The following is a 23,806-nucleotide window of genomic DNA, read 5'->3' as shown; positions in this document are numbered from 1 at the left end:
GGACCGGAACCCGCCGGACCCCGACACGGAACCGCTCCCGCCTTCCCCACCCGCACCCGCATCCGCACCGCGTCACCCACCCCCACACGCACGGTCCGTACACGGAAGGACGGACTCCGTATGTCGTCTGTCATGATCACGACAAAACCGCGGGCGAGATTACGCCCCCGGGCCCTCCTCCTCGTTCTCCTGGCCCTGCTGACCACCGTCCCGGCCCTCGGTCTGATCGTCACGACCGGCGGCAGGGCCGAGGCCCACGGCACCCCCATGAAACCCGGCAGCCGCACCTTCCTGTGCTGGCAGGACGGTCTGACCGACACCGGTGAGATCAAGCCGGTCAACCCGGCCTGCAAGAACGCGCAACTGGTGAGCGGCACCACGCCGTTCTACAACTGGTTCTCGGTGCTGCGCTCCGACGGCGCCGGCCGCACCCGCGGCTTCGTCCCGGACGGCCAGCTGTGCAGCGGCGGCAACACCAACTTCACCGGCTTCAACGCCCCCCGCAACGACTGGCCGTTGACCCATCTCACCTCGGGCGCGACCGTCGACTTCTCCTACAACGCCTGGGCCGCGCACCCGGGCTGGTTCTATGTGTACGTCACCAAGGACGGCTTCGATCCCACGCAGACGCTCACCTGGGACGCCATGGAGGCTCAGCCGTTCCTGAGCGTCGACCATCCGCCGCTCAACGGCTCCCCGGGCACGGTCGAGGCCAACTACTCCTGGACCGGACAGCTCCCGGCCAACAAGTCGGGCCGGCACATCATCTACATGGTCTGGCAGCGTTCGGACAGCGCGGAGACCTTCTACTCCTGCTCCGACGTCGTCTTCGACGGCGGCAACGGCGAGGTGACCGGCATTCACGAGCCCGGCAACCCGAGCGAGCCGGTCCCGGGCACCTGCACCGCCACCCGCCGGACGACGGGCAGCTGGAACGGCGGCTACCAGTCCGAGGTCACCGTCACCAACTCCGGCGACGTCCCGATGCTCGGCTGGATGGTCGACTGGACGCTGCCGAGCGGCCAGTCGGTGGCCAGCCTCTGGAACGGCAACGCCACCTACAACGGCCAGGCGGTGATGGTCCACAACGCCGACTGGAACGGCTCGCTGAGTCCGGGCCAGAGCACGACCTTCGGCTATGTCGTCACGGGCAACGGAGGTGACACCACGACGACACTCCCCTGCCGGGTCGGCTGACCGGGGGACCTGGGCGGACCCGGTGGACGGTGTTCCACCGGGTCCGTTGGGGGATTCCTGTTCGTACCTTCCGGGTGGTGCGTGGCTTGAGCGACGCTCGACGCGCGACAACGTTATCGACCGCAGGGAACCGGCCTTCAGGCCGGAAGTGAGGCGGCTTCACGCGGGCGGGGTCTGCTGCTCGATGTACTGCCTGACGAACGACTGGTGGCGCTTGGGGTCGTCGAACTCCTGGCATGGACGGCGGAAGGAGACGCCCTTGAGGAAGTTGACGAGCTTGGTGACGGCGGCCTTGGGCGCGAAGTTCACCAGCAGATGGACGTGGTTGTGCTCGCCATTGAACTGCACCAGTTCACACTCGAAGTCCTCGTAGACGACTTGCGTGATCTCCTCCATGTGTCGCAGGTGCGTATCCGTGAACACCTGGTGTCGGAATCTGGTCACAAAGACAAGTGAACGTGCATCGCGAAAGCACGTGCCGACCAGTCCGGATGTTCTGCATCTCAGCCATAGCCCACGTACGTAGGGTGTCGGCCATGCAGCTTCGGTACGGCTTCCGTCTGTACCCGCAGCCAGCCCAGCGCGTCGCACTGGCCCAGGCGTTCGGGTGCGCCCGCGTCGTGTTCAACGACGCGGTGCGTGCTCGCGAGGATGCCCGTGCGGCGGGCAAGCCGTTTCCGAAGGCTGCCGAATTGTCCCAGAAATTAATTACCCAGGCTAAGCGGACAGCCGAGCGTGCCTGGCTGGGTGGGGTGTCCGCGGTGGTGCTGCAGCAGTCCCTGCGCGACGCCGAGGCCGCCCACCGCAATTTCATCGCCTCCCTCAAGGGGGAGCGCAAGGGCCCGAAGCTGGGCGCGCCAAAGTTCAAGTCGCGTAAGGACCGCAAACAGTCGATCCGGTTCACCGCGAATGCCCGCTGGTCCATCACCCCGGCGGGACGGCTTAATCTCCCGAAGATCGGCGAAGTGCGGGTGAGATGGTCACGGCCTCTTCCCGTCGCCCCGTCCTCGGTGACCGTGATCAAGGATGCGTCGGGCCGTTACTTCGCCAGCTTCGTCATCGACACCGACCCGGCCGCTGATCTGGAGCGGATGCCCCGTGCGGACCAGAGCATCGGCATCGATCTGGGGCTGACCCACTTCGCCGTTCTGTCCGACGGCACGAAGATCGACAGCCCCCGTTTCCTGCGCCGTGCGGAGAAGAAACTCAAAAAGGCCCAGCGGGAGCTGTCCCGCAAGCAGAGGGGATCGAAGAACCGCGAGAAGGCCCGTCTGAAAGTAGCCCGTGCGCACGCGCAGGTGGCCGACGTTCGCCGTGAGTTCCACCACCAGCTCTCCACGAAGCTGATCCGCGAGAATCAAGCGGTCGCGGTGGAGGACCTGGCGGTCAAGGGCCTGGCGCGCACCCGGCTGGCCAAGAGTGTGCATGATGCGGGCTGGTCCCAGTTCGTGAACATGCTCGCCTACAAGGCCGCCCGCTACGGGCGTACCTTCGTCAGGATCGGACGATTCGAGCCCACCAGTCAGGTGTGCTCCGCCTGCGGGCACAACGACGGGCCCAAACCCCTCGACGTACGGGAATGGACCTGCAGTGCCTGTGGCACGGTCCATGACCGTGACCACAACGCCGCGATCAACGTCAAACAGGCCGCCGGACTGGCGGTGACAGCCTGTGGAGCGCAGGTAAGACCAGAACCCGTTCTGGCACAGCGCGACGAAGCAGGAAGCCACGGAAGCCCGTCTGATGCCCGTGCCGCGTAGCGGCACAGCACCGAGCGAGCAGGCCAGAATCTCCCCTCAGGCGGGAGAGCAAGTCAATGTCCCTGCGGCTTGTGCACCCGTGCCGTGGTGCGCGACCCGTCCTGCGTCCTGCTGCTGGCGGCCGCCCTCGCGGTCACCGGCGCCACCCCTGCCCTGGTGGCATCCGCCACCCCAGGAGACGCCCGCCGGGATCACGGCGACCCCCGCCGAGGGCACGGTCGTCGACGGCGTGCAGGACATCACCGTGGGCACCGCCGGGACCACGGAACAGGGCTTCTACGACGTGAAGGTCACGGTGACCTCGGGCGACACCTCGTACGCCCAGCCCGTCGTCCTGACCGTGGCCGCCCCCGGCAGCCTGCTCGCCGCCTACAACAACACCGGTGTCTCGGACGACGCGGGCGAGCACGACGAGGCCGACTACGACGGCGGGGGCTGGAGCTACTCCCGCCAGGCCCTCGCGGCCGCCGGTCTCACCCCGGGCGGGCAGGGCACGGTGGACGGCCTGACCTTCACCTGGCCGAACTCGCCGAGCGCCCGCCCCGACAATGTCTCGGCCGTCGGCCAGACCATCGAACTCCGGGAGCCCGCACAGAAGTTGTCCTTCATCGGCAGTGCCGTCAACGGCAACCAGCGGACCACGGCCACCGTCACCTACACCGACGGCACCACCGGCACGGTCGACCTCTCCTTCACCGACTGGACCGTCGGCGGAGGCGGCGGCACCGTCCAGTACGGCAACGAGGTCGTCGCCCGGAGCGCGTACCGCAACGTGGCCGGGGCGGACAAGGACCCGGTGGCGACCTATGTGTTCGCCACCGCGCCGTTCACGGCACCGGACGGCAGGGCGGTCGCGAGCGTGCGGCTGCCCGACAACGCGAATCTTCACGTGTTCACCCTCGCGACCGGCTGACCTCCAACACCCCAGGCAGCCAGGCGAGTTGGCGGCGAACCTGCACGGCGTCGCCGCCCTCGTGCCCGTTGAACGGGTAGGCGTGGATCTCCTTGCGGGGGTCCACGCCGGCCGTCTCCCCGTAGCGGTTGAAGGCCGCGTACGCCCCGCTCGGCGGGCAGACGGTGTCGCGCAGCCCGACCCCGAAGTGCGCGGGGGCATGCGCCCGCCGGGCGAAGGAGACGCCCTCCAGATAGGAGAGCGTGCGGTACGCGGCCGCCTCGGCGCCCCGGTGGACGGCCAGATAGGCCGCGATCTCGCCGTACGGTCCCGCGTCCGTGAGGTCCAGGGCGCGGCGGATTCCGCACAGCAACGGGGCGGTGACCAGTACCGCCGCGAGGTCCGGGACGAGTCCCGCGACGGCCAGGGCGAGTCCGCCGCCCTGGCTGTTGCCGACGGCCACGGTCCGCGCCGCGTCCACCCCGGGGAGCGTGCGCACTGCGGCCACCGCGCGGACCGCGTCCGTGATCAGCCGGCGGTAGTGATGGTCCCCGGGCGCGAGCAGACCGCGGACGGCCGGGCCGGGGCCGCCCGGCGCCGCGGCGTGCGGGTCGGGCGTGTCGCCCCCGCAGCCGTACTGGTCGCCCTGGCCCCTGTTGTCCATGAGCAGATGCGCGTATCCGGCGTTCACCCAGGTCAGCCGCTCGTGCGGAAGGCCGCGGCCCCGGCCGTAGCCCGCGTACTCGACGACGGCGGGCAGCGGCTCGGACACCCCCGCCGGTCTGCTGAACCAGGCCCGCACCGGATCCCCCGCGAAGCCGCGGAAGGTCACGTCCCAGGTCTCGGTCAGCCGCAGGCCGGTGTCCACCGGACGCACGGACACCACCGGCGTCCACCGGGCGGCCTCCTCGATGGTGTCCCGCCAGAACGCGTCGAAGTCCGCGGGCTCTTCGAGGGCCGGGCGGTGGCGCTCCAACTCGGTCGGGGGAAGGTCGAACGCGGGCACGTGGGGCACCTCGCAGGAATCAGTGGGAAGAGAGAAACTTGCGGAGACGCTGATGCGGACTCCCGGGATCTACCCCGTGGACGGCCCGTTCCAACGCGGCACGTTCGCCCCAACTCTTCGCTGCGGTACCCATTGACAGCGCTTTCTGACTGCCCTTAAGTTGCCGCGAAGTTACCGGTAAGCGCTCGAAAGTTTCGGTTCCACCTCTCCGTCATGGAAGGACCGAGCATGAGCACCTCCACCAAACCGGTCCGGCGCAGACCGCTGCGCCGGGACTGGCAGCTGTACTCGCTGGCCGTGCTGCCGCTGCTGTTCTTCCTGGTCTTCCGCTATCTGCCGATGATCGGCAACGTCATCGCCTTCCGCCGTTTCGAGCCGGGCGGCTCGATCCTGGGGGAGCAGTGGGTGGGCCTGCGCTATGTGCGGATGTTCCTGTCCGACCCCACCTTCTGGCAGGTGTTCCGCAACACCCTGTGGCTGGGCGCGCTCACGCTCGTCTTCTGCTTCCCGATCCCGATCGTGCTGGCGCTGCTGCTCAACGAGGTGCGCCGGCGCTCACTGAAACGGTTCGTGCAGTCGGTCTCGTATCTGCCGCACTTCCTGTCGATCGTGATCGTCGCCGGCATCACCCTGCAGATGCTCGCCACGGACGGGCCCGTCAACCATGTGCTCGGTTGGCTTGGCCACGACCCGATCCGGTTCATCCAGGAACCCGGGTGGTTCCGGGCGATCTACGTCGGCTCGGAGATCTGGCAGACCGCCGGCTGGGGGACGATCCTCTACCTCGCCGCGCTCACCACGATCGACGAGGACCTCTACGAGGCCGCCCGCATCGACGGCGCGAACCGGTGGCGGCAGATCTGGCACGTCACCCTGCCCGGCATCCGCCCCGCCATGATCACGCTGCTGATCCTCAACATCGGCACGTTCATGGCGGTCGGCTTCGAGAAGATCCTGCTGCTGTACAACCCGCTGACCTATCCGACGGCCGACGTGGTCTCCACCTACCTCTACCGGGCCGGCGTCGAGTCCAACAGCTTCAGCTACGCCGCCGCGATCGGCCTGTTCGAGGCGGTCGTCGGGCTGGTGCTGATCACGGGCGCGAACCAGCTGTCGCGCCGCACGGTGGGGACGAGCCTGTGGTGAGACCGAGCCGTTCCCAGCGGGTCTTCCAGGGCGTCAACGGGGTGATCCTGACACTGGTCGTGGTCGTCACCCTGTACCCGTTCCTCAACATCATCGCCCGGTCGTTCAGCGGTGAGCGCCAGATCCGCGCCGGCGAAGTCGCCCTGTGGCCCAAGGGGTTCGACCTCACCACGTACGACATCGTCCTCCACGACTCGATGTTCTGGCGCAACTACGGCAACACCGTGCTCTACACGGTCGTCTCGACCGTCGTCGCCATGGTCCTGACGACCTGTTACGCCTACGTCCTGTCGAAGAGGGACCTCAGGGGCCGGGGCGTCCTCGTCGGGGTGGCCGTCTTCACCATGTTCTTCTCCGGCGGCCTGATCCCGAACTACGTCCTGGTGACCAGCCTCGGCCTGAAGAACTCCCTCTGGGCGATCGCCCTGCCCAACGCGATCAGCGTCTTCAACCTGCTGGTGATGAAGGCCTTCTTCGAGAGCCTCCCCACGGAACTGGAGGAGGCCGCCCAGATCGACGGCCTGAGCACCTACGGCATCCTGCTCAGGATCGTGCTGCCGCTGTCCAAGGCGGTCATCGCGACGATGGTGCTCTTCTACTCGGTGTCCTTCTGGAACTCCTGGTTCTCGGCGTACCTCTACATGGACCGGACCGAGCTCATGCCGGTCACGGTCTATCTGCGCAACCTCATCGCGGGCGCCACCACGGGCGGCAACGCCGGCGCCGGCACCGAGCAGCTCAGCCAGGTCGGGGCGAACATCCAGGCGGTCACGATCGTGCTCACCGCGCTGCCCATCCTCTGCGTGTACCCGTTCGTCCAGCGCTACTTCGTCTCCGGCGTGATGCTCGGCGCGGTCAAGGGCTGAGAGCCGGACCCCAACAAGGGAGTGCCCGTGAAGAACGCAGGTCAGCTGTCACGACGTCAGATCCTCGCCGCGGCGGGATTCATCGGCCTCGCCACGCTCACCGGCTGCGGCAGCGGCGACGACGGCCAGGACTCCAAGGACCTCTCCAAGAAGCAGAACGGCGCGATGAAGGAGTACCGGGTCGGGCAGCAGTTCAAAGCGGCGAAGCCGCTGTCGTTCTCGGTCCTGCACAACGACAACCCGGGCTACCCGATGAAGAACGACTGGCTGTTCTGGAAGGAGCTGACCCGGCGCACCGGTGTCACCCTGAAACCGGTCGCGGTCCCCCTCAGCGACTACGAGAAGAAGCGCAGCGTCCTCATCGGCGCGGGCGACGCCCCCTTCCTGATCCCCAAGACGTACCACCCCTCGGAAGTCGCGTTCGTGTCGTCGGGCGCGATCCTGCCCGTCAGCGAGTACGTGCACCTGATGCCCAACTTCCGGGACAAGGTGCGCAAGTGGAAGCTGGAGCCGGAACTCGACTCCATCCGCCAGTCCGACGGCAAGTACTACCTCCTGCCCGGGCTGCACGAGAAGGTCAAGTCCGGCTACTCGCTGTCGCTGCGCACGGACGTCCTCGACCGGCTGGGCCTGAGCCTGCCCACCACCTGGGACGAGGTGTACGACGTCTTCACGGCGATCCGGGCCGAGTACCCCGACCGGTACCCCTTCTCCGACCGCTGGAGCACCAACACCCCCTACCCTGCGGCCGCGTTGATGAGTTACCTCGGGCAGGCGTACGGGGTGAGGGCCGGCTGGACGTACGACAACATCAGCTATGACGCGAAGGCCGGGGAGTTCGTCTTCACCGGAGCCACCGACGGCTTCCGCCAGGTGGTGGAGTACCTGAGAAAGCTGGTCGCCGAGAAACTGGTGGACCCGGAGAGCTTCACCCAGACCGACGACGAGGCGGTGCAGAAACTCCTCGGCGAGAAGTCCTTCGCGATCAGCGCCAATCCTCAGGAGCTGGTCCAGAACTACCGCTACAACCTGGAGAAACAGGTCAAGGGCGCGACCATCGAGATGGTGCCGGTGCCGCTCGGCCCGGCCGGCCCGGTGGTGCTGGGCGGGGCACGGCTGGAGAACGGCGTGATGATCTCCAGCAAGGCCCTCAAGAGCGACACCTTCGTCGCGATGATGCAGTTCGTGGACTGGCTCTGGTACTCGGACGAGGGCCAGAAGTTCTCCAAATGGGGCGTCGAGGGCACCACCTACACCTCCTCCGGCGGCGGGTACGAGCTGAAGCCCGGTATCAGCCTGATGGGTTCCGACCCGGACGCCCCCAAGGACCTCCAGAAGGACTACGGCTTCTTCAACGGCGTCTTCACCTACGGCGGCAGCTGGGCGCTCGTCTCCTCCTCGTTCGGCCCGGACGAGGAGAAGTTCCAGGACGCCATGGCCCAGCGCGAACAGCTGCCCATCGCCCCCGCGCATCCGCTGCAGTCCGTGGAACAGGAGCAGGCCTCCCTCTGGGACACCCCGCTGCGCGACCACGTCACGCAGAACACCCTCAAGTTCGCCCTCGGCAAGCGTCCACTGTCCGAATGGGACGCCTATGTCGCCGAGTTGAAGGCGAAGAACATGGACCGGCTCGTCGATCTGCACAACAAGGCACGCGCGCGCTTCCAGAAGGAGAACGGGTGATCCGCGTTCCCGCCGAACCGGCCGGCCGGCTCTCCGACGCCTGGCGCCACTGCGTCGGCACCGGCCGCATCGAACTCGCCCTGCGCCGCGACTACCAGGACTCCCTCGCCCTCCTCCAGCGCGACATCGGCTTCCGGTACATCCGCGGCCACGGCCTGCTCAGCGACGGCATGGGCGTGTACCGCCCGTACGACCACGGAGGCGCCCGCCACGTCCACCACTCCTTCACCTACGTCGACCAGGTCGTCGACGCCTACCTGGACCTCGGCATCCGCCCGTTCCTGGAACTCGGCTTCATGCCCGAGGAGCTGGCGTCCGGAGACCAGACGATCTTCTGGTGGCGCGGCCGTGTCACCCCACCCCGCTCGCACCGGGAGTGGGCCGACCTGGTCCGCGCGACCCTGCGCCACCTCGTGGACCGTTACGGCCTCGACGAGGTGCGGACCTGGCCGATCGAGGTGTGGAACGAGCCCAACCTCGCCGACTTCTGGCAGGGGGCGGACGAGCAGGCGTACCACCGGCTCTACGAGGTGACCGCGCACACCGTGAAGGAGGTGGACGCGGAGCTGCAGGTCGGCGGCCCGGCGATCTCCCCGGGCGCCGACGACTGGCTGGACCGGTTCGCCGAGTTCGCCGAGCACCGGGACGTGCCGGTCGACTTCGTCTCCAAGCACGCCTACACCTCGGGACCCGCCCAGCACGTGCCGTTCGGCGTGCACCAGACCCTGGGCCCGGCGACCGGCCTGCTCGAGCAGTTCGCCACGCCCCGCGACCGCCTCAAGGGCACCCGGCTGGCCGGACTCCCCGTCCACATCACGGAGTTCAACTCCTCGTACCGCCCCGACAACCCCGTCCACGACACCGCCTTCCACGCCGCCTATCTGGCACCCGTGCTGGCGCGGGGCGGCGACCTCGTCGACTCGTTCTCGTACTGGACGTTCAGCGACATGTTCGAGGAGGCCGGCGTGCCGACCGCCCTCTTTCACGGCGGCTTCGGTCTGCTCACCCACCGGCAGGTCCGCAAACCCGTCTACCACCTGTACGCGTTCATGGCCCGGATGGGCTCCGACCTGCTGGCCCTCGGTGACGACCATCTCGTCACCCGTCACCCCGACGGCCGGGTCACCGTTCTCGCGTGGGCACCGGTCGACCCGACCGGCGAGACGGCGGGCCCCGAGCGGCACACCCTGCGGCTGTCCCTGCCGGTCGGTGGCGACGAGGTATTCGTTCGACGGTCGACTGTAGACAATGAGCGGGGTAACGCATACACGGCCTGGCGGCACATGGGCAGTCCACGCTCACCGAAGCGGGGGCAGCTGGACGTCCTGCACGAGGCCGCCGAGCCCGCCCGCGGCCACCGCCGCCTGCCCGTCCGCGAGGGCCGCGCCGACCTCGACCTGACCCTCACCCGTCACGAGCTCACCCTCGTCGAGCTGACCCCGGTCGTGGACGAGACCCCGCCCTGGTGGGACGCGCGCCGACTGCTGGGGAGGGAGCCCTCGTGAGCAGCGCGGCAAGCGATTTCGGAACAGGGGTCCTGTCCCGTGCCGCCGCTCTCGTCCACACCCTCCTCACCGTCGAGGCCCTGCTCCTGGCCGCCACGGCACCTGGCGTCGCGGGCCTGCTCGCCCTGGGCCCCGACCCGTCCAACCTGCCCCTCGCCGCCCTCTGCCTGCTGCCCCTCGGGCCGGCCGCCTCCGCCGCGCTGTACGCCCTGCACCACCGCGACCGCGACCTCACCGATCTGTACCCGGCTCGCGCCTGCCTGCGCGGCTGGCGCCTCAACGCCCTGCCCGCCCTCAAGCTCTGGACGCCCCTGCTGACCTGGCTGACGGTGATCGCCTTCACCCTCACCCACTTCGCCGCCACCGGCCTGCCCGGCTGGTGGGCGGTGCTGCTCGGGATCGTCGGCGTGGTCTCGCTCCTGTGGGGCGCCCACGCCCTCGTCCTCACCTCGCTGTTCACGTTCCGCGCCCGCGACACCGCCCGCCTCGCCGCGTACTTCCTGCTCCGGCACGGCAGGGCCACCCTGGCCGCCGCCTCCCTGCTCGTCCTGGCCGCCGGACTGACCGCCCTGCTGACCGAGGCCCTGCCCGCCCTGCTCGCCGCCCCGCTGCTGCTCTCCCTGCTGCACGCCGCCCGCCCGGTGATCGCCGAGACCCGGAAGGACTTCACCGCATGAGCCCGCACAGCCCGCAGAGCCCGGACACCCCGCACAGCCCGCGCGCACCGCACGGCTCCAAGATCCCCTACGGCGGCGACTACAACCCCGAGCAGTGGACGGAGGAGGTCTGGGACCAGGACCACCGCCTCTTCACCCGGGCAGGCATCGACACCCTCACCGTCGGCGTCTTCTCCTGGTCCCTCACCCAACCCGCCGAGGACACCTACGACTTCACCGTCCTCGACCGCATCCTCGACCGCGCCGCCGCCGAGGGCCGCCAGGTCTGCCTGGCCACCGGCACGGCCGCCCTCCCACCCTGGCTCGCCCGCGCGTACCCCGAGGTCAACCGCACCGACTTCGAGGGCCGCCGGCATCGCTACGGCCAGCGCCACAACTTCTGCCCCAGCTCACCCGTGTACCGCCGCCTGTCCACCGCGCTGGCGGGCCGTCTCGCCGAACGGTACGGCGACCACCCGGCGCTGCTCGCCTGGCACATCAACAACGAGTACGGCGGCGCCTGTTACTGCGACCTCTGCGCCGACGCCTTCCGCGACTGGCTGCGCGACCGGCACGGCACCCTGGACGCCCTCAACGATGCCTGGTGGACCACCTTCTGGTCGCACCGCTACACCGACTGGGACCAGATCGAGCCGCCCAGCGCCCTCACCGAGCACTGGCGCGGCCCCGACCACACCGCCTTCCAGGGCATCACCCTCGACTACCAGCGCTTCATGACCGACGCCCTGCTCGGCTGCTTCACCGCCGAGAAGGAGGCCGTCCGCGCCCACGACCCGGACACCCCCGTCACCACGAACCTCATGGGCGCCTACCGCCCCCTGGACTACCACCGCTGGGCACCGCACCTCGACTTCGCCTCCTGGGACAACTACCCGCCCCTGGACGCCCCGCCCACCCGTCCGGCCCTCGCCCACGACCTCATGCGCGGCCTCAAGGACGGCGCCCCCTTCTGGCTGATGGAGCAGACCCCGTCCACCACCGCCTGCCGCGACGTCAACCCCCTGCGCAGGCCGGGCGAGCTGCGCCTGGCCACCTTCCAGGCGATCGCGCACGGCGCCGACGCGGCCCTGTACTTCCAACTGCGCGCCTCGCGCGGAGCCTGCGAGAAGTACCACGGCGCGGTGATCGGTCACGCGGGCCGCGACGACACCCGCGTGTTCCGCGAAGTCGCCGCGCTGGGAGCGGAGTTGGCGGCACTCGACGATGTCACCCTGGGCGCCCGCACCCCCGCCCGCACCGCCCTCCTCTTCGACTGGGACAGCTGGTGGGCCCTGGAGATCTCCGACGGCCCCTCCCGGCTGGTCCGGTACCTGGACGTCGTCCACTCCTACTACCGGGCGGCCCGTGAGGCCGGCGCCGATGTGGACGTCGTCCCGGTCACGGCCGACCTCACGCCGTACGACGTGGTCCTCGCGCCTGTGCTCCACCTCGTCAAGGGAGACCTGGCCGAGCGCCTGGAGGCGGTGGCCCGGCGCGGCGGCAGCGTCCTCGCGACCTTTCTCACCGCCCGGTGCGACGAACACGACCGCGCCTTTCTCACCGACGTCCCCGGACCGCTGGCTCCCCTGATGGGCTTGCGCGTCGACGAGTGGGACGCACGTCCCGAGGACGTCGTCCAACCGGTGGACCTGGAGGGCTCGGTCTGCGCGGCGCGGCTGGTCTTCGAACTGGTGCGGCTGCGCGGCGCCGAGGCCGTCGGCACCTACGGGGCGGACTTCTACGCGGGCACCCCGGCGGTGACCCGGCACGCCTTCGGCGCGGGCGAGGGCTGGTACGTGGCCACGGCCCTCGACCAGCCCGGCGTCGACCGGGTCGTCCGCCGCGTGCTCGGCCGGCACGGCCTCATCGGACCGTATATCGCATACAGTGGACTGGAGAGCGTGAACCGGATCTCGCCGGACGGGATCCGGCTGCTGTTCCTCCTCAACCACTCCGCCCGGACGATCCGCCCGGCCGCCCACGCCGCCGCCACCGACCTCCTCACCGGCAAACCGGTGGCACGGGGCGAATCGTTCACTCTGGATCCGCTCGGTGTGGCGGTCCTGCGGCTTCAGTAGATCGGCCGTCCCTTGGCGTCCGGGACCCCCGACTTGCGCAGGAAGTAGCTGTTGACCTGGTCCCGCCACTCCCGGGCACCGCGCACCTGCTCCTCGTACCGCTCCGCGACGCGCGCGTGCCGTGCCGGTTCCACCAGGTCCGCGAGGCCCGCCCACACCCGGCGGGCCTGCTCTGCCTCCTCGACGCCCTCGAAGTGGGTGTCGTAGATGTGCTGGATCACCGTCCTCCCGCTCCTGAGCACATGCCCGTACGGCACATGGTGGAAGAACAGCAGCAGCTCGTCCGGGCATGTCCCGGGGGACTCGTACACCTCGGCCCAGGGCTTTGCGTACTGCGCCGCGTACCCCGTCCCGGTCGCCGCGCTGCGGTCGACGCCGACGCCGTCGCGGTCGGCGAAGTGGTACGTCCCCCACGGGCTGTACTCGTAGCCGTCGACGCTCGGCCCGTAGTGGTGCCCGGGCTGCACCATGAAGCCCACGCCCAGCGGCGCCGTGTACTTCTCGTACGTCCGCCAGGAGCCGTCCAGCACCGCGCGCAGCCCGCGGACCAGCCGCTCGGGGGCAGAGGGGAAGGTGAGGCCGATCCACTCGTCCAGGACGGTGTACGGGTCGGCGTCCGGCCGCCAGGCCAGCCTGCCGAAGGTGTAGAGGTTCGCCTGGGCCAGGGGATGCCCGGTCCAGAACGGGTCGTCGCCGACGTTGGACACGGCGACCAGCTCCCGCACCGACTCGCCGACGCTCGGCCCGGCCCCGCCCTCCGGCCGGAAGCGCAGCACCTCGCTCCACATCGGCCCGAGCCAGCACACGTGCCGCTGCTGCCCGGTGTACTCCTGCGTGGCCTGCACCTCCACCGCCAGCCGGGTGCGCGGCAGCGCCCCGAGCACCGGTGAGACCGGCTCCCGCACCTGGAAGTCCATCGGACCGTGCTTGACCTGGAGCACCGCGTTGTCGGCGAACTCCCCGTCCAGCGGGGCGAAATGGTCATGGGCGGCCCGGGCCCGGTCGGTCGTGCGGTCCCGCCAGTCCTGGCGGTGGTCGTAGACGAAGGCACGCCAGTGGACCGTGCCGCCGTGCGGGGCGAGCGCGGCGGCCAGCATGTTCGCGCCGTCCGCGTGACTGCGCCCGTACGTGAACGGACCCGGCTGCCCCTCCGAGTCCGCCTTCACCACGAACCCGCCGAAGTCCCCGATCGCCTCGTACACCCCGCGCACGGCCTGGGCCCACCAGTCCCGCACCGCGTCCTCCAGCGGATCGGCGGTGGACAGCCCGCCGAGCACGACCGGCGCGGCGAAGGTCACCGACAGATGCGTCCGGATGCCGTACGGCCGCAACGCCCCCGCGATCGCGGCCACTTCACCGATCCGGTCGGTCAGCAGGTGGGCCTCGGTCTCGTGCACGTTGACGTTGTTGACGGAGACGGCGTTGATCCCGCAGGCCGCGAGCAGCCTCCCGTACGCCCGGACCCGCTCCAGGTCTCCCCGTGCCCGGCCCTCCCGCCAGAACAGCGAGCCACCCGCGTACCCGCGCTCGACCTGGCCCATGACCGGGTGCACGGCCACGTTGTCCCAGTGGTCCAGCATGCGTACGGCCTTCGCCGGCCGGTGCACCTCGCGCGGGCGGCTGCCGGTGAACGCCTCCTCGCCGAGCCGTACGACATGGAACAGCCCGTACAACAGCCCCCGCCCGCCGGAGGCGGTCACCGTCGTCGTACCCCGCTCCCGCGCGAACGCGAAGCCCTCATCGCCGAGCCCGGGACCGCCCTCGGTCAGCTCCAGCAGCAGATCCTGCGCACCCTCCCGCACGAGCTCCCCGCCGAACCGCCCGCAGGCGTCGACCACTTCACCGCGCACGGTCCCGACCAGGGGACCGGAGCGGCCCCTGATCAGCACGCGCCGGGCCCCCAGAGGCCGAAAGGCCTCCGGGGGCAGCCAGCCGGGATCGATCCCGTTCAAGACAGCAACTCCACCTCGGACAACTGGACTTGGCCGTCGAACACCAGGCGGTACTTCGCGTACCTACCCGCCGACCCCACGCTGAACGCCCGCGTCTGCAGGTCCCAGGCGAAGGTCTGCCCGCTGCGACGGTCCAGGGTCTGCCACGTCGTCCCGTCGGCCGAGCCCTCCAGCCGCCACCCCGTGGGCGCCTTCGCGCGGTCGGAGGAGGTCAGGGTGTACTGCACCGCCTCGGTGGCGGCCCCGACCGGCAGGTCGACCGTGTCCGACACCGTGGCGTCCGTGTCCGACGTGTTGTCGAACAGGGCACCGTCGGCCGTCAGCACGTCCTTGCGGGGCGTCGGCACCTTGTCGTCGGTCGTGATCGACACCGGCGCCGCCTTCTTCCCGCTGCCCCAGGCCGAGGGCCGCGCACCCATGTCGAACTCCAGGGTCCCGCCCTTGGCGAGCAGCGTGTGCGGCAGGGAAGTCGACGTCCAGGTACGGCCGTTGACCTTCAGGCCCTGCACGTACACGTTCCGCGCGCTGTTCTTCGGGGCCCTGACGACCAGGTCCCGGCCGTTCTCCAGGTGCACGGTGGCCTTCTTGAACAGCGGGGAGCCGACCGCGTACTCGCCGCTGCCCATCACCAAGGGGTAGAAGCCGAGCGCGGAGAACAGGTACCAGGCCGACTGCTCGCCGTTGTCCTCGTCGCCGTGGTAGCCCTGTCCGATCGAGCTGCCGGTGTAGAGCCGCGACAGCACCTCGCGGACCTTCGCCTGCGCCTTCCAGGGCTGCCCGGCCGCGTCGTACATGTAGATCGCGTGATGGGCGACCTGGTTGGAGTGCCCGTACATGCCCATCCGGACGTCCCGCGCCTCCGTCATCTCGTGGATGACCCCGCCGTAGGACCCCACGAACTCGGGGGAGGCGGTCTCGGGGGTCGCGAAGTACGTGTCGAGCTTCTGCACCAGGCCGGCCCGGCCGCCGTACAGGTTGGCCAGACCCCGGCTGTCCTGCGGGGCGGTGAAGGCGTAGCCCCAGCCGTTGGTCTCGGTGTAGTCGTAGCCCCACACGCGCGGGTCGTACGCCGACGACTCGACGCGCCAGTCGCCGTTCGCGTCGCGGCCCTGGAAGAAGCCGGCCTCGGAGTCGAAGAGGTTCACATAGTCCCGGGCGCGGTTGAGGAAGTACTCCGACTCCTCCTTGTACCGCTTCTCGCCGGTCTTCTTGTACAGGGCCTGGCCCATCCGTGCGATGCCGTAGTCGTTGAGGTAGCCCTCCAGCGCCCACGACAGGCCCTCGTGCGTCTCGGTGCCGGTGTAGCCGAGGAAGGGCGAGGTGGTCATCCCCTTGCGGCCCACGCCCGAGGACGGCGGCACCACCGTCGCGTTCTTCACGGCGGCGTCGTACGCCGACCTCGCGTCGAAGTCGACGCCCTTGACGTAGGCGTCCGCGAAGGCGACGTCGGAGGAAGTGCCCGTCATGAGGTCCGCGTAGCCGGGGGAGGACCAGCGCGAGGTCCAGCCGCCGTCCTTGTACTGCTGCACGAAACCGTCGACCATCTCGCCCGCCTGAGTGGGTGTCAGCAGGGAGTACGCCGGCCAGGTCGTCCGATAGGTGTCCCAGAAGCCGTTGTTGACGTACACCTTGCCGTCCACGATCTTCGCGCCGGTGTGCGTCGGGGTGTCCTGGCTCTCCATCGGGGAGAACGGGGAGGCGTACCGGTACGCCGAACCGACCTTCTCGAAGCCGGAGTTGGGATACAGGTAGAGCCGGTACAGGCTGGAGTACAGCGTCGTCAGCTGGTCCGCGCTGGCGCCCTCGACCTCGACCTTGCCGAGGATTTCGTCCCACTGCCGCTGGGCCCGCCGCTCGACGGCGTCGAAGCCGGTGCCCTCCGGGATCTCCTGGCGCAGGTTGTCCTTCGCCTGGTCGACGCTGATCAGCGAGGTCGCCAGCCGCAGGGTGACCGTCCGGTCGGCGCCCGCGTCGAACCGCAGATATCCCTTCACCCCGCTGGACGCCCCGTCCGTCACCGGCGCGTCGAACTCGCCGTACACGAAGAGCCGGGTCGCGCCCGTGGACAGCCCGGACTTCACGTCCGAGTAGCCGGTGACGACACCCGCGTCCTTGTCGAGGGTCAGGCCCGCCTCGTCGGTGACGTTGTCGAAGAGGACGCTCGCGTCGTCCCCGGGGAAGGTGAAGCGCAGGGCCGCCGCGTGGTCGGTCGGCGTCATCTCCGCCTCGACCCCGTTCTCGAACCGGACCCCGTAGTAGTACGGCCGCGCGGTCTCGTTCTCGTGGCGGAACGCCAGCGCCCGTGCCGTCCGCCCGGTGTCCGGCGTGCCCGTCGCGGCCGACGGCATCACCTGGAACGTCTGCCGGTCGCCCATCCACGGACTCGGCTCATGACTCGCGCTGAACGCCTGGATCGTGGGCATGTTGTCCGCGTTGTTCCCGCGGGCGTAGTCGTACAGCCAGCTCAGCGAGCCCGCGTTCGTCACCGGGGTCCAGAAGTTGAACCCGTGCGGCACGGCCGTCGCCGGGAAGTTGTTGCCCCGCGAGAAACTCCCGCTGGAGTTGGTCCCCCGCGTGGTCACCGCGTAGTCCGACAGATGCGCCTTCCTCGGCTCCACGGCGGCCGTCCGCAGCGCGATGTCGTCCACCCAGCCCCGGAACTGCTCCGGGCCGCCGGGGGAGTCGTACGCCAGCAGGATCCGGTCGACGGTCTTCCCGGCCGCCACCGACCCGATCGACGACACCACGTCGTTCCACTGGTTGACGTACAGCACCTTCGCCGCGCCCTGCCCGCGCGGCGACAGCGCGTTGCCGTACTGGTCCACCGCGCCCAGCCCGCTGAGATACGTCCCGTCCGTGAAGGCCAGGTCCACCGAGACGTTCGTCGCCGCGTAGTCCAGGTCGCCGCGGACCATCTGCGGGAAGATCCGGTACGCCAGCCGGGTCCGCGCGCCGATGCGCACGTTCACGTCGAAGACCTTGTTGTACGAGTACGCCCGGCCGTCGCCCGTGTGCCGTCCGGCGTAGCGCAGCGACCGCACACCGGTGAACCCGGCCCGCGCCTTCGCCGTCGGCGAGCTGGTCGGGCCGTCGTCGACCACGGTGAGCATGTCCGGCGGCACCGGCTGGCCGCTCCCGTCCCCGCCCGTGCCGAACCGGACGTCGGCCAGCTGGAGGATGCCGGTCCCGTGGTTCTTCGTGAAGTCCAGCCGGAAGTGCCGGTACTCGGCCGCGGCGGCGAAGGTGTACGTCTTCGTCTGGAAGCGCCGGGCGAACGATTCCCCGGTGCGGCTGTCGAGCGTCGTCCAGGTGGTGCCGTCCGCCGAGCCCTTCAGGGTCCAGTCGGCCGGGTCGCGCTGGGCGACGTCGTTGGCGGAGGTCAGCGCGTAGGTGCTGACCGCGGCCGGAGCGGACAGGTCGAACTCCACCCAGCCGGTTGAGGCGAAGGTCAGCCACTTGCTGTCGGGGTCGCGGTCGACGAGGTTCTCCTTCACCTCGAAGGAGCCGGCGTTCTCCGCGCTCGCCCGCAGGTCCGTGACCCGGTCGGTCACATCACCGGGAAGTCTGCCGGTGTCGTAGCCGCCGTCGACCCCCGAGGCGCGCTCGGGAGTGCTGACCCAGTCGGGTTCCGGCTGCCCCGACTCGAACGACGAGGCGAACGCCCGGGCGGGAACCTCGGCGGCGGCCGGCAGGGCGACCGCCACGCCCGGAGCACCGACCGTCATGACGAGGGCCGCCGTGATCGCGACCGCGCGTAACCGTCCGAACCACTGCATGCGTGAGCATCCTCCCCGCCCGGACAAGGGCCTCGGACAACGTTGTCCTCCGTGGTGCGCAGCCATCAGTAGGGGGCCAAGTGCCCTCTGATGTCAAGGACGTTGATTGCGCCGGGCGGGGCACATGTCGTGGAATTTTCCGGCAAGGCGACCATGGGCCGCTCATATTTCCGGGAGGTCTCAACTCGGAAAAGACCCATGGTCAACCTTGCGTTCGATCTTGATCAATCGACGGGAACTGGACTATACCTGTCGGCGATTCACGCGACCCGCACGACTCTGCTCGACCTGACCGCGGTGCCCGGGGAGGATCCGGTTCACCGCCTGAGTCCTGGAGAAGGCGAGGACTTGAGCATGGGATCCAGCTCCGAGAACAACGGTGCCGTGAACGGCGAATCGGCGGGCGTCGGCCGCCGCGATCTGATCAGGCGGTCCGCCGCACTCGGCCTCATCTCCGTTCCCGCGGTGGGCTTTCTCTCCGCGTGCGCCAGCAGCGGCGGCGGTGACGAGGACAAGGCGAAGGCCGGAAAGAAGACGGCGAAGAACCCCCTTGCGGTCAACGAAACCGCCCAGATGGAATTCGTCCTGTTCGACGGCGGTTTCGGCAAGGAGTACGCCGAGGACGCCGTGAAGATCTACGAGAAGGACTTTCCGAAGGCGAAGGTGAAGTTCTCCGCCACGCAGAAGATCCAGTCCACGCTCCAGCCCCGCTTCAACCAGGGCACCCCGCCCGACCTCATCGACAACTCCGGCGCCGAACAGATGGACATGGGCGTCCTGGTCGGCAAGAAGCAGCTCACCGACCTGACCCCGCTGCTCGACGCGCCCTCCTACGACGACCCGGCCAAGAAGGTCCGCGACACCCTGCGTCCCGGCATCGTCGAGATGGGTCAGTTCGACGGCGACCCGGTCTGGATCATGTACTACGCCTACACCGTCTACGGCGTCTGGTACTCGCAGAAGGCCCTGGACTCGCTGGACTCCGCCTATCCCGAGACCTGGGACGAGATGCTCGCGGTCTGCGAGAAGGCCAAGAAGAAGGGCATGGCGGGCTGGACGTACGCGGGCAAATACCCGTACTACATCCCCTTCTCGCTCTACCCGATGATCGGCAAGGTCGGCGGCCGCGAGGTCCTCGACGCCATCGACAACCTCGAGCCGAACGCCTGGAAGCACCCGGCCGTCAAGGCCTGTTTCGAGGCGTACTACGAGCTCTACAAGAAGGGCTACATCCTCAAGGGCACCCCCGGCCTGGACCACATCCAGTCACAGACCGCGTGGGCCGAGGGCAAGGCCCTGTTCATCCCCAACGGCTCCTGGGTGGAGAACGAGTCGGCCAAGGTCATCCCCGCCGATTTCGACCTCGCCGTCTCGGCGCCCACCGGCATCGACTCCTCCGACAAGATGCCCTTCGGCACCATCTGGGCCTCAGGCGGCGAGCCCTTCATCGTCCCGGCCAAGGCGAAGAACGCCTCCGGCGGCATGGAACAGCTGCGCGTCATGCTCAGCGAGGCGTCCTCGAAGAACTTCACCGCCAAGGTCAAGTCGCTCACCGCGTACAACGGCGGCACCGACGGCATCTCCCTCACCCCCGGCCTGAAGTCGGGTGTCGCCGCGCTGGAGAAGGCCGGCGACAACGTGCTGAACCCGAGGATGCAGGACTGGTACGTCCAGCTGCAGAAGGAGCAGATCGGGGTCGGCGGTCTCGGCGAGATGATGGCCGGGCGGCTCACCCCGGTGGAGGCCATGAACAAGATCCAGGGATATGCCGACGCGGCCGCGAAGGACACCAGCATCAAGCACTACAAGCACCAGTAACGCATTCCCGACGGCACCGGAGTGGCGATGCAGCACGGCAAGTACCGGTTCATCGTGGGGTTCCTGGCGGTTCCTCTCGGACTGTACGCGCTCTTCGTGGTCTGGCCGTTCATCCAGTCCATCTACTACTCGTTCACGGACTGGACCGGTCTGAGCCCCGAATTCAAGATGGTCGGCTTCGACAATTACCGCAGGATGCTGGACGACCAGATCTTCTGGAAGTCCCTCTGGCACAGCCTGCTGTTCGCACTCCTGGTGCCGCTCGTGACGATCGGTTTCGCGCTGTTCCTGGCCTTCATGATCAATGTCGGCGGGCGGAGAAGGAAAGGAGGCCCGGTCGTTTCCGGAGTCCGGGGCTCCTCCTTCTACAAGATCGTGTATTTCTTTCCGCAGGTGCTGTCGATCGCGATCGTCGCACTGCTGTTCGCCTTCGCGTACAACCCGGACAGCGGAGCGATCAATTCCTTCCTGCGGGGCGTCGGGCTGGACGGCGTCCAGCCGCTCTGGCTCGGCGACCCCGACCTCGCGCTGTGGTGTGTGATGGCGGTCCTCGTCTGGTCCACGGTCGGGTTCTTCGTGGTCCTGTTCTCGGCGGGCATGGCCTCCATCCCCGCCGATCTGTACGAGGCCGCCCTCCTGGACGGCGCGAACCGGTCCACCACGTTCTTCCGGGTCACCCTGCCGCTGCTCTGGGACACCGTGCAGTCGGGCTGGGTCTACATGGGCATCCTCGCCCTCGGTGCCGAGTCGTTCGCGGTCGTGCAGATCATGACGACCGGCCCCGGCGGCCCCGACTACTCGACCACCGTCATGGTCCTGTACGTGTACCAGAAGGCGTTCCGTGACGGTCAGGCCGCCTACGCCACCACCATCGGCGTCGCCCTGCTCGTCGTGACGCTGGCCTTCGCCGCCGTCGTGATGCGACTGGGGCGACGCGAGCGGCTGGAGTACTGAGGATGAAGACGACCGAACCCCCCGTCCCCGCCCCCGCCCCCGTCACCAAGGTCGACCTCCCGGCCGGCAAGGCGCCCGCGGCGCCGAAGACCGAGGGCAGGGTCCTCAACGTCTTCTCGCACGGCGTGCTGGTTCTGTGGGCCGTGATGGTGGTGCTGCCGCTGCTGTGGGCGGTGATGACGTCCTTCAAGGACGACCGCTCCATCTTCGGCTCGCCCTGGTCGCTGCCGGACACCCTGCGCTTCGACAACTGGTCGCGGGCCTGGACCGAGGCCAACATGAGCGACTACTTCCTCAACACCGCCCTGGTGGTGGGCGGTTCGCTCATCGGCACCCTGGTTTTCGGCTCCATGGCCGCCTATGTCCTCGCCCGCTTCGACTTCCCCGGCAACCGGTTCATCTACTACCTGTTCATCGGCGGCATGAGCTTCCCCATCATGCTGGCGCTGGTCCCGCTGTTCTACGTGGTGAACAACATGGGGCTGCTGAACACCCTGCACGGACTGATCCTCGTCTACATCGCCTACTCGCTGCCGTTCACGGTGTTCTTCCTGACGGCGTTCTTCCGCACCCTGCCGACGTCGGTGGCGGAGGCCGCGTTCGTCGACGGCGCCTCGCACACCCGGATCTTCTTCCAGATCATGCTGCCGATGGCCAAACCCGGCCTGATCAGCGTGGGCATCTTCAACTTCCTCGGACAGTGGAACCAGTACATGCTGCCCACGGTCCTCAACACCGACCCCGACAAGCGGGTCCTCACCCAGGGCCTCGTCCAACTGGCCGTCAGCCAGGGCTACAAGGGGGACTGGTCCGGGCTCTTCGCCGGCCTGGTCATGGCCATGCTCCCCGTCCTCGCGGCGTACATCGTCTTCCAGCGCCAGGTCGTGCAGGGGTTGACAGCGGGGGCTCTGAAGTAAACCCGGCGCCTTCACGCGGCGTACACGGTCACCCGGCGCGCAGGGTGTCCGTGTACGCCGCTTTTGATAGCTCCCCGCCCGTTTTCACGCCCCCGTGCACCCATGCGCTCCGCACCGGAATGCCACTTTCCGCAACGCCCCGCAGCCGCCCCCGCACGCCCCGCAACGCTCCGCCGGGCCCTCGCGGGTCGAACTGTTCGAACGCGCGGATACTGTTCAACCTCTTGACGGGAGTGGACCCGAACGGCTCAGCTTAGAGTTCACTAGTTGGACATAGACGGGGCCTCATTGAAGCGGTCCCGCGCGCAGGAGGTCGTCGTGGAGACTCCGGGGTCGCAGTCGTCGCTGCATCGAGCCAACCTGGAGCGAGTCGTACGCGCCGTGCGTCTGGCCGGGTCCCTCACGCAGGCGGAGATCGCCCGGACGACCGGTCTGTCCGCCGCGACCGTCTCCAACATCGTGCGCGAGCTCAAGGACGGCGGAACCGTCGAGGTCACGCCCACTTCCGCGGGCGGGCGCAGGGCGCGCAGCGTATCGCTCAGCGGCGACGCCGGCATTGTCATCGGGGTCGATTTCGGCCACACCCATCTACGGGTCGCCCTCGGCAACCTCGCCCACCAGGTGCTCGCCGAGGAGTCCGAGCCGCTGGACGTGGACGCCTCCTCGAGCCAGGGCTTCGACCGGGCGGAACAGCTGGTCACCCGGTTGATCGAGGCCACCGGGGTGGACCGGACGAAGATCGCGGGCATCGGGCTCGGCGTCCCCGGCCCGATCGATCTGGAGTCCGGCACGCTCGGCTCCTCGGCCATCCTGCCGGGCTGGATCGGCACCAGACCCGCCGAGGAGCTCAGAGGGCGCCTCGGGGTGCCCGTGCACGTGGACAACGACGCCAACCTCGGCGCCCTCGGAGAACTGGTCTGGGGCAGCGGTCGGGGCGTACGTGATCTTGCTTACATCAAGGTCGCGAGCGGTGTCGGCGCCGGTCTGGTGATCGACGGGAAGATCTATCGCGGGCCCGGCGGAACCGCGGGTGAAATCGGACATATTACACTCGATGAATCCGGACCGGTCTGCCGCTGCGGGAACCGCGGCTGCCTGGAGACCTTCGCGGCCGCGCGCTATGTGCTGCCGCTCCTCCAGTCCAGCCACGGCACGGATCTGACGATGGAGGGTGTGGTGCGGCTGGCCAGGGACGGAGACCCGGGCTGCCGTCGGGTGATCGCCGACGTCGGCCGCCACATCGGCAGTGGAGTCGCCAATCTCTGCAACCTGCTGAACCCGAGCCGGGTGGTCCTGGGCGGTGATCTCGCCGAGGCCGGTGAGCTGGTGCTCGGTCCGATCAGGGAGTCCGTCGGCCGCTATGCGATCCCCAGTGCGGCGCGTCAACTCTCCGTTCTCCCGGGGGCACTTGGGGGCCGCGCGGAGGTGCTCGGAGCGCTCGCTCTCGCACTCAGCGAGATGGGCGATTCGACCCTTTTGGACGGCACACTGTCGGCTGCGACACCTGCCTTCACTTAGAGAACGCATGACGCCGTTGCCATCTCGTTAAGTATTTACTTCTTGACGTCGAACTTGCGGCCGAGTTGACTTCGAGCCACCT

The 23,806-nt window shown here is 68.9% G+C and carries 16 protein-coding genes and 1 pseudogene; 13 read left to right on the top strand and 4 right to left on the bottom strand.

Going from position 1 to position 23,806, the window contains the following annotated elements:
* Positions 1-132 precede the first annotated feature (132 nt).
* Positions 133-1,197 (top strand): lytic polysaccharide monooxygenase, encoded by a 1,065-nt coding sequence (locus ACIRF9_RS11980; protein ID WP_403819488.1) that lies wholly within the window; start codon positions 133-135, stop codon positions 1,195-1,197.
* A gap of 159 nt (positions 1,198-1,356) precedes the next feature.
* On the opposite strand, the gene tnpA is transcribed toward ACIRF9_RS11980, so the two are convergent.
* Entirely contained in the window at positions 1,357-1,641 is a 285-nt protein-coding gene (tnpA, locus tag ACIRF9_RS11975) for an IS200/IS605 family transposase (RefSeq protein WP_403819486.1), read from the bottom strand.
* Between the two features lie 92 nt (positions 1,642-1,733).
* Between tnpA and ACIRF9_RS11970 the strand changes: the two genes are divergently transcribed.
* Together ACIRF9_RS11970 and ACIRF9_RS11965 are read left to right on the top strand one after the other, a co-directional pair.
* Positions 1,734-2,957 carry an RNA-guided endonuclease InsQ/TnpB family protein gene (locus ACIRF9_RS11970; protein WP_403819485.1) on the top strand — a complete coding sequence of 408 codons (1,224 nt, stop codon included), beginning with the start codon at positions 1,734-1,736 and terminating at the stop codon, positions 2,955-2,957.
* Between the two features lie 175 nt (positions 2,958-3,132).
* Positions 3,133-3,870 (top strand): annotated as a pseudogene (locus tag ACIRF9_RS11965) (glycoside hydrolase family 92 protein); the annotation flags it as partial.
* Here the strand turns inward: ACIRF9_RS11965 and ACIRF9_RS11960 are convergent.
* On the bottom strand, positions 3,851-4,855 hold the full coding sequence (locus tag ACIRF9_RS11960; RefSeq protein WP_403819483.1) for an acetylxylan esterase: 1,005 nt from the start codon (positions 4,853-4,855) through the stop codon (positions 3,851-3,853). The pseudogene ACIRF9_RS11965 and the gene ACIRF9_RS11960 overlap by 20 nt on opposite strands.
* A gap of 228 nt (positions 4,856-5,083) precedes the next feature.
* Here ACIRF9_RS11960 and ACIRF9_RS11955 point away from each other — a divergent pair, with 228 nt between their 5' ends.
* From ACIRF9_RS11955 to ACIRF9_RS11930, 6 genes are read left to right on the top strand one after another with little or no spacing between them, the layout of a single operon-like run.
* The gene (locus ACIRF9_RS11955) at positions 5,084-6,001 is read left to right on the top strand and encodes an ABC transporter permease (protein WP_403819481.1); all 918 of its coding nucleotides are present in this window, start codon (positions 5,084-5,086) and stop codon (positions 5,999-6,001) included.
* Positions 5,995-6,867 (top strand): carbohydrate ABC transporter permease, encoded by an 873-nt coding sequence (locus ACIRF9_RS11950; protein ID WP_403819480.1) that lies wholly within the window; start codon positions 5,995-5,997, stop codon positions 6,865-6,867. Before ACIRF9_RS11955 ends, ACIRF9_RS11950 begins: the two co-directional genes overlap by 7 nt.
* Before the next feature lie 27 nt (positions 6,868-6,894).
* Positions 6,895-8,550 carry an extracellular solute-binding protein gene (locus tag ACIRF9_RS11945; RefSeq protein WP_403819479.1) on the top strand — a complete coding sequence of 552 codons (1,656 nt, stop codon included), beginning with the start codon at positions 6,895-6,897 and terminating at the stop codon, positions 8,548-8,550.
* Complete coding sequence (locus tag ACIRF9_RS11940; RefSeq protein ID WP_403819477.1) at positions 8,547-10,055, top strand: xylan 1,4-beta-xylosidase; 1,509 nt, start codon at positions 8,547-8,549, stop codon at positions 10,053-10,055. Before ACIRF9_RS11945 ends, ACIRF9_RS11940 begins: the two co-directional genes overlap by 4 nt.
* Complete coding sequence (locus ACIRF9_RS11935; protein WP_403819476.1) at positions 10,052-10,732, top strand: hypothetical protein; 681 nt, start codon at positions 10,052-10,054, stop codon at positions 10,730-10,732. Before ACIRF9_RS11940 ends, ACIRF9_RS11935 begins: the two co-directional genes overlap by 4 nt.
* Positions 10,729-12,789 carry a beta-galactosidase gene (locus ACIRF9_RS11930; protein WP_403819474.1) on the top strand — a complete coding sequence of 687 codons (2,061 nt, stop codon included), beginning with the start codon at positions 10,729-10,731 and terminating at the stop codon, positions 12,787-12,789. The genes ACIRF9_RS11935 and ACIRF9_RS11930 overlap by 4 nt, the downstream gene beginning before the upstream one ends.
* On the opposite strand, the gene ACIRF9_RS11925 is transcribed toward ACIRF9_RS11930, so the two are convergent.
* Together ACIRF9_RS11925 and ACIRF9_RS11920 are read right to left on the bottom strand one after the other, a co-directional pair.
* Positions 12,783-14,741, bottom strand: a complete 1,959-nt coding sequence (locus ACIRF9_RS11925) for an alpha-glucuronidase (RefSeq protein ID WP_403819473.1) — start codon at positions 14,739-14,741, stop codon at positions 12,783-12,785. The two genes, ACIRF9_RS11930 and ACIRF9_RS11925, sit on opposite strands and share 7 nt — an antisense overlap.
* Positions 14,738-18,517, bottom strand: coding sequence for a GH92 family glycosyl hydrolase (locus tag ACIRF9_RS11920; protein ID WP_403819472.1), 3,780 nt, complete (start codon positions 18,515-18,517; stop codon positions 14,738-14,740). Before ACIRF9_RS11920 ends, ACIRF9_RS11925 begins: the two co-directional genes overlap by 4 nt.
* Positions 18,518-18,871: 354 nt before the next feature.
* Here ACIRF9_RS11920 and ngcE point away from each other — a divergent pair, with 354 nt between their 5' ends.
* The 4 genes from ngcE to ACIRF9_RS11900 all read left to right on the top strand — a co-directional run bounded on the left by ngcE (position 18,872) and on the right by ACIRF9_RS11900 (position 23,724).
* Positions 18,872-20,335 (top strand): N-acetylglucosamine/diacetylchitobiose ABC transporter substrate-binding protein, encoded by a 1,464-nt coding sequence (ngcE, locus tag ACIRF9_RS11915; RefSeq protein ID WP_403819470.1) that lies wholly within the window; start codon positions 18,872-18,874, stop codon positions 20,333-20,335.
* 27 nt (positions 20,336-20,362) lie between these two features.
* Positions 20,363-21,289, top strand: coding sequence for a carbohydrate ABC transporter permease (locus tag ACIRF9_RS11910; RefSeq protein ID WP_403819468.1), 927 nt, complete (start codon positions 20,363-20,365; stop codon positions 21,287-21,289).
* A 2-nt stretch (positions 21,290-21,291) separates the two neighbouring features.
* Positions 21,292-22,206, top strand: a complete 915-nt coding sequence (locus ACIRF9_RS11905) for a carbohydrate ABC transporter permease (protein ID WP_403819467.1) — start codon at positions 21,292-21,294, stop codon at positions 22,204-22,206.
* A gap of 318 nt (positions 22,207-22,524) precedes the next feature.
* The gene (locus ACIRF9_RS11900) at positions 22,525-23,724 is read left to right on the top strand and encodes an ROK family transcriptional regulator (RefSeq protein WP_403819465.1); all 1,200 of its coding nucleotides are present in this window, start codon (positions 22,525-22,527) and stop codon (positions 23,722-23,724) included.
* The last annotated feature ends 82 nt before the right edge of the window (positions 23,725-23,806 follow it).

Origin of the sequence: Streptomyces sp. NPDC096132, assembly GCF_044763345.1 — a bacterium.
Classification (GTDB): domain Bacteria; phylum Actinomycetota; class Actinomycetes; order Streptomycetales; family Streptomycetaceae; genus Streptomyces.
The sequence above is the reverse complement of the archived record's forward strand: the minus strand, read 5'-3'. Positions and strand labels throughout refer to the sequence as shown.

What these genes read in the sequence shown, in the direction of transcription:
- ACIRF9_RS11980 (WP_403819488.1), top strand. Translation starts at nt 133, where the DNA reads ATGATCACGACAAAACCGCGGGCGAGATTACGCCCCCGGGCCCTCCTC.
- ACIRF9_RS11970 (WP_403819485.1), top strand. Translation starts at nt 1,734, where the DNA reads ATGCAGCTTCGGTACGGCTTCCGTCTGTACCCGCAGCCAGCCCAGCGC.
- ACIRF9_RS11955 (WP_403819481.1), top strand. Translation starts at nt 5,084, where the DNA reads ATGAGCACCTCCACCAAACCGGTCCGGCGCAGACCGCTGCGCCGGGAC.
- ACIRF9_RS11930 (WP_403819474.1), top strand. Translation starts at nt 10,729, where the DNA reads ATGAGCCCGCACAGCCCGCAGAGCCCGGACACCCCGCACAGCCCGCGC.
- ACIRF9_RS11920 (WP_403819472.1), bottom strand. Translation starts at nt 18,517, where the DNA reads ATGCAGTGGTTCGGACGGTTACGCGCGGTCGCGATCACGGCGGCCCTC.
- ngcE (WP_403819470.1), top strand. Translation starts at nt 18,872, where the DNA reads ATGGGATCCAGCTCCGAGAACAACGGTGCCGTGAACGGCGAATCGGCG.
- ACIRF9_RS11910 (WP_403819468.1), top strand. Translation starts at nt 20,363, where the DNA reads ATGCAGCACGGCAAGTACCGGTTCATCGTGGGGTTCCTGGCGGTTCCT.
- ACIRF9_RS11905 (WP_403819467.1), top strand. Translation starts at nt 21,292, where the DNA reads ATGAAGACGACCGAACCCCCCGTCCCCGCCCCCGCCCCCGTCACCAAG.